10 protein-coding genes are annotated in these 12,522 nt (G+C 61.4%); 1 reads left to right on the forward strand and 9 read right to left on the reverse strand.

Translation table 11 applies throughout. The annotated features are described in order from the left end of the window. Positions 1-16: 16 nt before the first annotated feature. Genes OGM60_07640 through OGM60_07655 form a run of 4 tightly spaced genes read right to left on the reverse strand, consistent with a single transcriptional unit; the run spans position 17 to position 3,126 of the window. Complete coding sequence (locus tag OGM60_07640) at positions 17-943, reverse strand: ACP S-malonyltransferase (protein UYI98757.1); 927 nt, start codon at positions 941-943, stop codon at positions 17-19. Continuing rightward, positions 931-1,875 carry an enoyl-[acyl-carrier-protein] reductase FabK gene (gene fabK / locus OGM60_07645; protein ID UYI98758.1) on the reverse strand — a complete coding sequence of 315 codons (945 nt, stop codon included), beginning with the start codon at positions 1,873-1,875 and terminating at the stop codon, positions 931-933. The genes OGM60_07640 and fabK overlap by 13 nt, the downstream gene beginning before the upstream one ends. A gap of 2 nt (positions 1,876-1,877) precedes the next feature. After that, on the reverse strand, positions 1,878-2,114 hold the full coding sequence (locus tag OGM60_07650; GenBank protein ID UYI98759.1) for a phosphopantetheine-binding protein: 237 nt from the start codon (positions 2,112-2,114) through the stop codon (positions 1,878-1,880). Between the two features lie 52 nt (positions 2,115-2,166). Then, entirely contained in the window at positions 2,167-3,126 is a 960-nt protein-coding gene (locus tag OGM60_07655; GenBank protein UYI98760.1) for a beta-ketoacyl-ACP synthase 3, read from the reverse strand. A 176-nt stretch (positions 3,127-3,302) separates the two neighbouring features. Here OGM60_07655 and OGM60_07660 point away from each other — a divergent pair, with 176 nt between their 5' ends. Next, positions 3,303-4,079 carry a biotin--[acetyl-CoA-carboxylase] ligase gene (locus OGM60_07660; GenBank protein UYI98761.1) on the forward strand — a complete coding sequence of 259 codons (777 nt, stop codon included), beginning with the start codon at positions 3,303-3,305 and terminating at the stop codon, positions 4,077-4,079. A 116-nt stretch (positions 4,080-4,195) separates the two neighbouring features. Here OGM60_07660 and rpsJ read toward each other — a convergent pair whose 3' ends face one another. The 5 genes from rpsJ to OGM60_07685 all read right to left on the reverse strand — a co-directional run bounded on the left by rpsJ (position 4,196) and on the right by OGM60_07685 (position 12,522). Continuing rightward, entirely contained in the window at positions 4,196-4,504 is a 309-nt protein-coding gene (gene rpsJ, locus OGM60_07665; GenBank protein UYI98762.1) for a 30S ribosomal protein S10, read from the reverse strand. 60 nt (positions 4,505-4,564) lie between these two features. Continuing rightward, on the reverse strand, positions 4,565-6,664 hold the full coding sequence (fusA, locus tag OGM60_07670) for an elongation factor G (GenBank protein UYI98763.1): 2,100 nt from the start codon (positions 6,662-6,664) through the stop codon (positions 4,565-4,567). A 19-nt stretch (positions 6,665-6,683) separates the two neighbouring features. Further along, positions 6,684-7,157, reverse strand: coding sequence for a 30S ribosomal protein S7 (gene rpsG / locus OGM60_07675; protein ID UYI98764.1), 474 nt, complete (start codon positions 7,155-7,157; stop codon positions 6,684-6,686). Positions 7,158-7,231: 74 nt separating this feature from the next. Next, entirely contained in the window at positions 7,232-7,609 is a 378-nt protein-coding gene (gene rpsL / locus OGM60_07680; GenBank protein ID UYI98765.1) for a 30S ribosomal protein S12, read from the reverse strand. Positions 7,610-8,046: 437 nt separating this feature from the next. Beyond that, on the reverse strand, positions 8,047-12,522 hold the full coding sequence (locus tag OGM60_07685; GenBank protein ID UYI98766.1) for a DNA-directed RNA polymerase subunit beta': 4,476 nt from the start codon (positions 12,520-12,522) through the stop codon (positions 8,047-8,049).

Consider the following 12,522-nt stretch of genomic DNA (forward strand, 5'->3'; position numbering starts at 1 on the left):
GTTACAGCCCTGTGGACTATGCGAGCTCGTCGGCAATAGCTGCGGCCTGCTCGGCCGTTTCGCATGAATACGCACGAACGTCGCTCAACGTACGCTTGACCAGGCCCGACAGCGTTTTGCCGGGGCCGACCTCAATAAACGTGTCGATGCCTTGATCCTGCAGAGCATGCAGCGTGTCGACCCAGCGCACGGCATGACTCACCTGGTTGGCCAGCACCTCCGATGCCGCCTGCGGGTCGGCCGGATAGGGAGCCGCCATCATATTTGCCATGACCGGAATCAGCAAAGGGGACGGGGCGTGCCCGGCTTGGATATACGTCGCCAGCCCCTCAGTCGCCTCGGCCATATAGGGGCTATGGAATGCACCCGACACCGCGACCTTCATGGCGCGACCGCCAGCCTCTTTTACCAGGGCGTCGAGGTTCTGCAACGCATCGGGCGCTCCGGCCACAACCGTCTGCTGGGGACTGTTGTAGTTGACCGGCCAGCAGTCCTCGCCGGCCTGTTTTGCCAGGCCCTCGACTTGCACCGCATCGAGCTTGATGACGGCGCGCATGCCGCCCGGATGGCGCTCGGCAGCCGCGGCCATCAGCGCCGCGCGCTCGCACACGAGCTCAAAGCCCGCTCGCGTATCGAATACCCCCGCAAAGGTGAGCGCGGCGACCTCGCCCAGCGAGAATCCCGCACAGGCGGCAGGCACCACGCCGCGCTCACGCAGGGCGATAGCCGCTGCCAGGTCGTGAACGAACACGCACGGCTGCGTGTTCTCGGTCTGCGAGAGCTCCTCCCTGGAGGCGCTCCGGCACTGCTCGCTGGTCCCCGGGCGCACCTCGTCGGCAATGGCGAACACCTCGGCGGCCGCCGGCGATGCCTCGATCAGGTCGACGCCCATCGCGGGGTGTTGGGCACCCTGGCCGGCAAACAGAAACGCTACGCTACCCATGCGGACGCACCCTTCAGGACGCGCACGGCGCCATCGACCAGATCGTCAACGATTTCACGCGCGCTCTGGCGTTCGTTGACCATTCCGGCAATCTGTCCGCACAAATACGAACCCTCTTCGTAATTACCGTCCTTTGCGGCTTTACGAAGCGCGCCCGTGCCCATGGCCCCGAGCTCCTCGGGGCTTGCGCCAGCCGCCTCGTTCTTGGCATACGCGTTGGTGAAGGGACTCTTGAGGGCGCGAACCGGATGTCCCGTCGAGCGACCGGTCGCACGCGTCGACGTGTCGCCTGCCTTGAGCACCAACTCTTTGTACTGTTCGGATACGGTGCACTCGTTTGCGACCAGAAAGCGTGTTCCCACCTGGACTCCGGCAGCGCCGAGCATAAAGGCGGCCGCTACACCGCGGCCATCGGCGATGCCGCCAGCCGCAACCACGGGAATATCGACCGCATCGACAACCTGCGGCACCAGTGCCATCGTCGAGGTCTCGCCAATATGGCCGCCTGATTCGGTACCCTCGGCAACCACGGCAGTGGCTCCGCGACGCGCCACGAGACGCGCCAGCGCCACCGAAGCCACGACGGGAATAACCTTGATGCCCGCATCGCCCCAGGCCTTCATGTACTTGGTGGGATTGCCGGCGCCGGTCACCACAACGGGCACCTGCTCATCAATCACCACTTGTGCGACCTCGTCGACAAACGGGCTCATGAGCATAACGTTGACGCCAAAGGGCTTATCCGTCTTGGCGCGCAGCTCGTGAATCTGATCGCGCAGCCAGTTTGCGTCGGCATTCATGGCCGCGATAATCCCTAAGCCGCCTGCCTCGGACACGGCAGATGCCAGCGAGGCGTCGGCAATCCAGGCCATGCCACCCTGGAACACGGGTTTTTCGATGCCGAGCAGATCGCAGAGAGGAGACTTGAGCATCACTACTTCTCCAATGCCGCCTCGACCGTATCGACGAACTCGCCGACCGTCTTGGGATTCTCCTCGGTATCGAGCTCAATGCCAAACTCGTCCTCGACGGCGACGAGGATTTCGACAGTGCCAAGGCTGTCGAGACCAATCTCCTCGAGCGTTGACTCGGGCCTCATCTCGACGTCGTCAAGGCCAGCCGTCTCGCGGATAACGTCGCAAACGCGCTCGAAGGTCTTCTGATCTGCCATGGTAGTTCTCCTTTGTTTGTGCCCTAGGGGCGGTTTTATTTCCTATGTGCGACTACTTCCAACGAAGCAGATAGCCACCTATATCCAGGCCGGCGCCAAATCCAACGAGGGCGATGGTGTCGCCCACATTCAGTGCGTCGGTGCGTGCCAGTCGGTCAAGCGCAAAGGGAATGCAGGCGCTCGAAATGTTGCCGGTCTCCCGCAGCGTTCGAACCATGAGCTCGTCTGGCACGCCGAGGCGCTTGACCGCCTGACTCAGGATTCGTTCGTTAGCCTGATGGAATACAAAATGATCGATGTCTTCGACCGAAATGCCCGCATCGCTCGCAAGCTTATGGACCGTGTCGCAGATGGCGTTGACGCCGAACTTGAACACGCGGCGGCCATTCATGGACAGCACGCTCTCGCTATCTGCGGAGGCCTTAAACGGCGAGGTACCGACCAGACCGGGAACGCGCAACGTCTCGACGTCGGGCGCCGTCGAAAGCTCAACGGCAAGGGGGTTGTCTCCCCCAGCCCCAATCACTGCGGCGCCTGCCCCATCGCCAAAGAGCACGCACGTGGCACGGTCGGTCCAATCGAGCGCGCGCGTCATCTGCTCGGCGGCAACGACCAGCACGTGCTCGGCGCGACCGCGGGCGATATAGCCCTCGGCGACATCGAGCGCAAATACGAAGCCGGCACAAGCCGCCGAGACATCGAAGGCAGGGCACGTCGCGCCTAGTCGCTCAGTAACGGCACACGCCTCAGCGGGAACAAGGTGATCACCTGTCGTCGTCGAGCAGACGATCAGATCCAGCTGGCTCGCGTCGATTCCGGACACCCGGAGTGCCCGCTCGCTCGCCGCTACGGCAAGGTCGTCAAGTGACTCGGTGGTGCAGACGTGGCGGCTCTTGATACCTGTGCGGGTAAAAATCCACTCATCCGAGGTATCGAGGAACTCGGACAGCTCGTCATTGGAAACACTGCGCTCAGGAAGCGCCGAGCCTGTTCCAAGAATCGTGAAACCCATCACTAACCTCCTTTGAGTTGTTGACGTGTTTACATCGACCAAGAGAGGATAGCGCAATTTTGTCGTTGTTGACGTGTTAACATTAAATTGTCCAAATGCGACAAAGGCTTCACATTGTGTCTATCTCTCGAGACCATTGCGTTATTCACTTATTCATTAAGGAGGTGGCAGCCATAATGGATGCCAAATTAACGATAGTCGACGTAACCGGATCGACCAACGATGACCTGCTCGAAGCAGGAAAACAGGGAGCGCCGCACGGCACGGGACTTGCCGCCCAGGCTCAGACGGCAGGACGCGGCCGGCGCGGCCACAAGTGGGATTCAACCGCCGGCAACCTATTGCTTTCGATTGTCCTGCGTCCATGCGTTAATCCTGCGAAGTACTCTGGTCTTGCCGCCGTCAGCGGCCTAGCGGTGCTCGAGGCGCTCGAAAAACAGGGTCTTGCAAACGAAATTGGCCTCAAATGGCCCAACGACCTGGTCGCGCGTGAACGCAAACTCGGCGGCATTCTGGTCGAGGCCGCACGCGATAACGAAGGCAAACCTTTCGCCGTATGCGGCATTGGCGTCAATGTGAACTATGCGCCCCAAGAGGTGCCCGATGGCGGCCTGGCGGCAATTGGCCTCTCGGACCTTAACGAGAACGTTCCTGCCGTCGACATGCTCCTCGATGAGGTCTATCACGCAGTTATAGACGCTGTAGATGCCTGGGCAGAGCGCCTCAACGCCAAGGAAAAAGACGCCGGTCCGATCGCGCCCGTCCACGACGAATATATCGCTCACCTCAATTGGATTAGGAAGCACGTTATCGCCCGCTCACCCGCTGGAGACGAGCTGGCACGCGGCATCTTTAAAACCGTCGATGCCTTTGGTCGCGCGTGCATCGAAACAGAAGACGGCTTGCGATCCTTCCATTTTGAGGAGGCGTCATTGCGCCCCTTGAGTGAGTAGGTCGCCACAGCCAGCCGTTCGGCAGCCTTACCCGGCGATCCAAACCCATCATGCCAAACAAAAGAGCCCCGCTGCCGTAATGACAGCGGGGCTCTGTAAGCTATGAGCGATATCGCTTAGAGCTTGATGTCGATGTCGACGCCAGCGGGGAGGTCGAGACGCATGAGCGAATCAACGGTGCCCGAGGTGGGGTCAAGGATGTCGATGAGGCGCTTGTGGGTGCGCATCTCGAACTGCTCACGGGAGTCCTTGTTCACGTGCGGCGAGCGGATGACCGTGTACAGGTTGCGCTCGGTGGGCAGGGGGACAGGACCGGAAACGCGAGCGCCGGTCTTCTGAGCGGTCTCGACGATGAGCTTCGCGGACTGATCGACGACCTCGTGATCATAGCCCTTGAGGCGAATGCGGATCTTCTGGGTAGCCAACTTAAACCTCCAAAGAGTGCGAGAGATGTTCTCGCGGATTACGTAACAGGGAGCTCGAACTTAGGCGTTCTTGCTCATGACCTCGTCCACGATGGACTTGGGCGCGGGCTCATAAGAGTCGAACTGCATCGTGTAGGATGCACGGCCCTGGGTCTGGGAGCGAAGGTCGGTAGCGTAACCGAACATCTCGCCCAGCGGCACCTTGGCACGGATGAGCTTGCTGTTCTTGCGATCCTCCATGCCCTCGATCTTGCCGCGGCGACCGGAGAGGTTGCCCATAACGTCGCCCATGTACTGCTCGGGGGTCTCGACCTCGACAGCCATGATCGGCTCGAGCAGCTGCGGATCGGACTTCTTGAGGGCGTCCTTGATAGCCATGGAACCGGCGATCTTAAAGGCGGCCTCGGAGGAGTCGACCTCGTGGTAAGAACCGTCGAACAGGGTGACCTTAACGTCGAGGACCGGGAAGCCGGCGATAACACCGGTGTTCAGGGCCTCCTGGATGCCCTTGTCGATGGACGGGATGTACTCCTTGGGCACGACGCCGCCGACGATAGCGTTGACGAACTCGTAGCCGAAGCCCTCCTCCATCTTCTCGAGCTTGATGACGGCGTGGCCGTACTGACCGCGACCACCGGACTGACGGACGAACTTGCCCTCAGCCTTCTCGACGTCGTGACCAGCGGTCTCGCGGTAGGCAACCTGGGGCTTACCAACGTTAGCGTCAACCTTGAACTCACGGAGCAGACGGTCGACGATGATCTCGAGGTGCAGCTCGCCCATGCCGGCGATGATGGTCTGGCCGGTCTCGTGGTTGGTGGACACCTGGAAGGTCGGGTCCTCCTCGGCGAGCTTGGTCAGAGCCAGGGACATCTTGTCCTGCTCGGCCTTGGTCTTGGGCTCAATGGCAACGTCGATAACGGGCTTAGCGAACTCGATCTTCTCGAGGACGATCTCCTTGCCCTCGGCGCACAGGGTGTCACCGGTGGTGGAGTTCTTGAAGCCGACGCAAGCGACGATGTCGCCGGCGGCAGCGTCGTCACGGTCGATACGCTCGGCGGCGTTCATCTCGAGGATGCGGCCGAGGCGCTCGCGCTGACCGTTGGAAGCGTTGACCACGTAGGAGCCGGACTCGGCGCGGCCGGAGTAAACGCGGACATAGGTGAGCTTACCGACGAACGGGTCGGTCATGATCTTGAAAACCAGGCCGGAGAAGGGCTCGTCGAAGGAAGGATGACGCTGGATCTCCTCGCCGGTGTCCGGATCGGTACCGGTGACGGCGTCGACGTCGAGCGGGCTGGGCAGGTAGTCGACGACAGCGTCGAGCAGCTCCTGAACGCCCTTGTTCTTGTAGGCGGAGCCCACGAAGACGAGGTTGAGCTCGTTGGCCAGAACACCCTTGCGCAGAGCAGCCTTGAGCTCCTCGACGGTGAAGTCCTCCTCCATGAGGATCTTCTCCATGAGCTCGTCGTCAAAGCTGGCAGCAGCGTCGAGGAGCTCCTCGCGCTTGGTGGCAGCGATGTCAGCGAACTCAGCCGGGATCTCGTCCATCGGCTCGGGGTAGGTCATGCCCTTCTCGTCGGCCTTGAAGTCCCATGCAGTCATGGTAACGAGGTCGATGACGCCCCAGAAGTTGTCCTCGGCGCCCATCGGGACCTGAGCGGCCACGGCGTTAGCGTCGAGACGATCCTTCATGGTCTCGATAGCGTTGAAGAAGTCAGCGCCCACGCGGTCATACTTGTTGATGAAGGCGATGCGGGGAACGTTGAAGGTAGAAGCCTGACGCCAAACGGTCTCAGACTGGGGCTGAACGCCGGCAACGGCGTCGAAGACGGCGACAGCGCCATCGAGGACGCGCAGGCAGCGCTCGACCTCGGCGGTGAAGTCAACGTGGCCCGGGGTGTCGATGATCTGGATGCGGTAGTCCTTACCGTCCTTGTTCCAGAAGCACGTGGTAGCAGCGGAGGTAATGGTTACGCCGCGCTCCTGCTCCTGAACCATCCAGTCCATGGTGGCAGCGCCCTCATGGACCTCACCGATCTTGTGGGTCTTACCGGTGTAGTAAAGAATACGCTCGGTCGTGGTGGTCTTACCGGCATCGATGTGAGCCATGATGCCGATGTTACGGGTATCGGAAAGCTTGTACTTAGGCTTAGCCATGTTAGTTCCTTACCTTAACTTACCAACGATAGTGAGAGAACGCGCGGTTGGCCTCGGCCATCTTGAAGACGTCCTCACGCTTCTTGACGGAAGCGCCCAGGCCGTTGGAAGCGTCGAGGATCTCGTTGGCGAGACGCTCGGCCATGGTCTTCTCCTTGCGAGCGCGGGAGAAGTTGACGATCCAGCGGATGCCCAGAGCGGTGGAACGACGGGAGTTGACCTCCATCGGGACCTGATAGGTAGCGCCACCGACACGCTTGGGCTTAACCTCGAGCGTGGGCTTGACGTTGTCCATAGCCTTCTTGAAGGTAGCGAGAGCATCGCCACCCTCGGACTTCTCGGCAACGATCTCGAAAGCGGTGTAAACGATGCGCTCAGCGGTGGCCTTCTTGCCGTCAAGAAGGACCTTGTTGATGAGCTGAGTCACCAGGCGGTTGTTGTAAACGGCGTCAGGCTGAACCTCACGACGATTAGCTGCTGCACGACGCGGCATGTGAAATCTCCTTAAGTGTCTACCGTGCGGCGCTCAAGACGGCACACGGCGAAAGTATCAAAACGTTATCTGGCTTATTTGGCCTTGGGGCGCTTAGCACCGTACTTGGAACGGGCCTGCATACGGTTCTGGACCGGAGCAGCGTCGTAGGCGCCACGGATGACGTGATAACGGACACCAGGGAGGTCACGGACACGACCGCCGCGGACGAGCACGATGGAGTGCTCCTGCAGGTTGTGGCCCTCACCCGGGATGTAAGCAGTAACTTCGATGCCGTTGACGAGGCGAACACGGGCAACCTTACGAAGAGCCGAGTTCGGCTTCTTGGGGCTCGTGGTGAAGACGCGGGTGCACACGCCGCGCTTCTGGGAGTTGTGCTGCAGAGCAGCGTTCTTGGACTTCTTGGGCACGGAACGACGGCCCTGGCGAACCAGCTGGTTAATAGTAGGCAAAGCGTACTCCTTCTCGAATGATTCCAGCTTTCTGTAAAGTGCAACGGCTTGAATCGAGGGGTCAGCATCCCCCTACGAAACACGCAGTTCGATAGGATACGTGGCGTTAGCTGTGCCGTCAACAGACCACGCCGCCGGGCGTATCCCAAAATTGGTACATTTCCGCAAAGCCTACACAAAATGAATCCCCTCCTGCGCATAAGGGCGGATTCCCGGGCCGGGCGGCCCTGGCTTAAGTTTGCTGCTCTACAGTCCTGGCTCGCACGGAGAGCACATTAAGTGCTCTCCGGCTCGTGCGGAACTCGCGACAAACTTAACCCCTGTGCCGCCCGGCCCGGGAATCCGACGTGCTCGTTGGGGCAACGTTCCTCATCAAAAAAGGCCCGCTCCCCTGTTGGGAAGCGAGCCTTTATAAGAACGGTTAACGTACTAGGAAATTACTCCTCGTCGTTGTCCTTGGCCTCTTCGGCGTCGTCAGTGTCCACGAGCTGGTTGAGCAGCTCGTCGAGGGAAGCCATGTCCTCGTTGATCGCGCCGTTGGCGGGAGCCTTCTTGTCGTCGATCGGGGCGCCCAGGAGCTCCTCGTCGGCGTCGGCGTGATGCGTCGGAGCGGAGGTACCCAGCAGGATATCGTCCGGACCGTCGGGGCTAAAGACCATCTGCAGCAGCTGCGAGAGGTCTTCCTCGTCGGCAACGTCGTCGTTGTTCTCGAGGATGTAGAGCAGGTCGTGGGCCTCCAGGCCGTCACGGAGCTCCTCGATCGCCTTGGCACCGATACCATCGATGCGCAGCAGATCCTCCTCGGACTTGCCGACCAGGTCGCCGACCGTCTCGATGCCGACCTCGCTGAACTTGTTGGTCCAGCGCTGCGACACGCCCAGGTCGTCGAACAGGTACAGGCGAGCCTTCTCGGCGGAGATGGTGTGGCCGTTGCGGGTGAACGAACCGTCAGCACCACCGAACTCGTCGTACCCGGCCCAGTCGAGCTGCTGCGGGAGCTGCTCGTCCAGGTCCTTGAGCTCCACAGGAGCCCACTCGGGCAGCGACTTGGCGTTGGGCGAAGCCGGGCCGTCGATGTCCACGTAGCCGTCGGCCGTACGATACGTCAGCTTGGCGTTGGCGTACGGCTTGAGGCCGGTACCGGCCGGGATCTTCTTACCGACGATGACGTTGGACTTAAGGTCGAGCAGGTGGTCGACCTTGCCCTCGATGGCAGCCTCGGTAAGGACGCCGGCGGTACGGATGAACGAAGCGCTCGACAGCCAGGAGTCGATGTTGGACGCGACCTTGAGCGTACCCAGGATGACGGGCTCGGCCACAGGAGCCTGACCGCCCAGACGGGCAACGCGCTCGACCTCGTCAGCAAACTCGTAGCGGTCGACGTACTGACCAAGCAGGTACTTGGAGTCGCCGGGGTTGGTGATCTGAACGCGACGCAGCATCTGGCGTGCGAGCACCTCGATGTGCTTGTCGTTCAGGTCGACGCCCTGGCTGGTGTAGACGTCCTTGACGCTCTCGACGAAGGTGTGCATCGTCGACTCGATGTCGGTCAGCTTGCGCAGGTTGCGGAAGTTGACGAAGCCCTTGGTGATCTGGTCGCCAGCGCGAACCTCGCAGCCGTCCTCGATCTCGGGCATGAAGCGCACCGAAGCGGGGACGCGACGCTCGTCGAGGACACGGGTGTGATCCTCGGAGTCGGTGAGCGTCAGCACGTACTCGGACTTCTCGGGCTTAATCGAGAGGTGACCGGAGTACGGAGCCAGCTCGGCCTCGCGACCCAGGATCTTCTCGTTGACGTTGCCGACGATATCGAACATACGGCTGACCGTAGGCAGACCCTGCGTAATATCGTCGACGCCAGCGACGCCGCCGGAGTGAATGGTACGCATCGTAAGCTGCGTACCGGGCTCGCCGATGGACTGGGCGGCAATAATGCCGACCGCGGTACCGATGGCGACCGGACGACGGGTGGAAAGATCCCAGCCGTAGCACTTCTGGCACACGCCGTACTTGGAGCGGCAGGTGAGCAGCGCGCGAAGCTTGACCTTCTTAAGGCCGGCATCGACCATCTTCTGGATGTCAGCGACCTTCTCGATGTAGCCGTCCTGCTCAAAGAGCACGGTGCCATCGGGAGCCACGACGTCCTCAATGAAGCAACGGCCGACGAGGTCGGTGTTGAGGTCGGTGGTGCCGGGGATGATGAGGTTGTAGGTGACGCCCTCGTGCGTACCGCAGTCCTCCTCGCGGACGATGACGTCTTGGGCCACGTCGACCAGACGACGGGTCAGGTAACCAGAGTCCGAGGTGTGGGATGCGGTATCGACCAGGCCCTTACGGGCGCCGTAGGTCGAAATGAAGTACTCGAGCGGCAGCAGGCCCTCGCGGAAGTTCGCCTTAATGGGAAGGTCGATCGTCTCGCCGGACATGTCTGCCATCAGGCCACGCATGCCGCCGAGCTGACGCAGCTGGGTCTTAGAACCACGGGCGCCGGAGTCGGCCATCATGTAGAGCGGGTTCTCCTCGTCGAACAAGTCGAGCATGAGCGCTGCGACCTTGTCGGTACAAGCGGTCCACTCGTTAACGACTTCGATGTGGCGCTCCGTCTCGTTGATGAAGCCCTCCTCGAAGTACTCGTTGATCTGGTCGACGTTAGCCTGGGCGCGGTCGAGCAGCTCCTGCTTCTCGGCAGGGATGAGAGCGTCCCACACCGAGATGGTGAGGCCGGCGCGGGTAGCGTAGTGGAAGCCGGAGTACTTGATGGCGTCGAGGATCGGACCGACCTTGGCCTCGGGGTAACGATCGCAGCAGTCGGCAACCAGCTTGGCCACGTCGCCCTTGACCATCTTGTAGTTCATGAACTCGTAGTCTTCGGGCAGGCACTGGCGGTTGAAGATGATGCGACCGATAGAGGTCTCGAAGCGTGCGGTCTTGTTACCGGTGACGTCGTAGTCGACAAACTCGTTCTTGCCATTCTTGACGCGGAAGATACGGGTGCCGTCCTCGTTGATGACGTTGGCGTTCTCGGCGGACACGCGGACCTGAATCTTGGCCTGCATGTCGACCTCGGAGCGGCAGTCATAGGCGTGCAGCGCGTCGTCGAAGCTCGAGAACACGTGGTTCTCGCCCGGCAGACCGTCGCGGACCTGGGTGAGGTAGTACACACCGATGATCATGTCCTGCGAGGGGATGTTGACCGGCTTGCCGGATGCCGGCGAGCGCAGGTTGTTCGCAGAGAGCATGAGCACGCGGGCCTCGGCCTGAGCCTGGCTGGACAGCGGCACGTGGACAGACATCTGGTCGCCGTCGAAGTCGGCGTTGAAGGGCGAGCAGACCAGCGGGTGCAGGTGGATAGCCTTGCCCTCGACCAGAACCGGCTCAAAGGCCTGGATGGACAGACGGTGCAGGGTCGGTGCGCGGTTGAGCAGCACGACGCGGCCGTCGATGACCTCTTCGAGGATATCCCACACAAAGGTGGCACCGCGGTCGATAGCGCGCTTGGCGCCCTTGATGTTCTCGACCTTGCCAAGCTCGACCAGGCGCTTCATGACGAAGGGCTTGAAGAGCTCCAGCGCCATGGTCTTGGGCAGACCGCACTGGTGCAGCAGCAGCTTGGGGTCGGTAACGATAACCGAACGGCCGGAGTAGTCGACACGCTTACCCAGCAGGTTCTGACGGAAACGGCCCTGCTTGCCCTTGAGGGCCTCGGCGAGCGACTTGAGCGGGCGACCGCCACGGCCAGAGACCGGGCGACCACGACGACCGTTGTCGAACAGGGCGTCCACGGACTCCTGGAGCATGCGCTTCTCGTTGTTCACGATGATCGCAGGGGCGTCCAGGTCGAGCAGGCGCTTGAGTCGGTTGTTACGGTTGATCACGCGACGATACAGGTCGTTGAGGTCGGACGCGGCGAAGCGGCCGCCGTCGAGCTGGACCATCGGGCGCAGATCGGGCGGAATGACCGGGATGACGTCCAGGATCATGTTCGCGGGGCTGTTGCCGCCCTTCAGGAAGGCGTCAACGACCTCAAGGCGCTTGACGGCCTTCTCGCGCTTCTGCTTCTGGGAATCCTCGTCGGCGATGATGGCCTTGAGCTTCTCGGCCTCGGAGGGGAGGTCGATGGCAGCGAGCAGGTCGCGGACGGCCTCGGCACCCATGCCACCCTTGAAGTACATGGAGTAGTAACGGGTCATCTCGCGGAACAGCGGCTCATCGGAGATGAGGTCGCGCTCGGTAAGCTTCATGAAGGCGTTGAAGGCGTCCGTGCGGAGCTGCTTCTCGTCCTTGCACTCTTCCTCGATGTCGACGATGCCAGAGGCGATCTCCTCGGGGGTCAGCGGCTCCTCGTCGGAGAACTCGTCAAAGTTCTCGGGGTTGCCCTGCTCCTTGAGGGACTCGATCTGGCGGGCGCACTCGGCATCGATCTCTTCCAGATCGGCGGCGAGCTCCTCGCGCAGGTCGTCAGCGTCGGCCTCGCGAGCCTCGTAGTCGACCTCGGTGATGATGTAGCTGGCAAAGTACAGAACCTTCTCGAGGTCCTTGGACTTGATGTCGAGCATACGGCTCATCGGGAAGCTCGTGGGGCTCTTGAAGTACCAGATGTGGGACACGGGAGCGGCGAGCTCGATGTGGCCCATGCGGTCGCGACGCACCTTGGCCGAGGTGACCTCGACGCCGCAGCGCTCGCAGACGATGCCCTTAAAGCGGATGCCCTTGTACTTGCCGCAGGAGCACTCCCAGTCCTTGGCGGGACCGAAGATCTTCTCGCAGAACAGGCCGTCCTTCTCGGGCTTGAGGGTACGGTAATTGATGGTCTCCGGCTTCTTGACCTCACCGTGCGACCAGGAACGGATCTGGTCGGCGGAGGCAAGGGAGATCTTTACCGAGTCAAAATCAGTAGCTTCGAAATCTGCCAC

The organism is Coriobacteriaceae bacterium (assembly GCA_025757745.1).
Classification (GTDB): domain Bacteria; phylum Actinomycetota; class Coriobacteriia; order Coriobacteriales; family Coriobacteriaceae; genus Collinsella.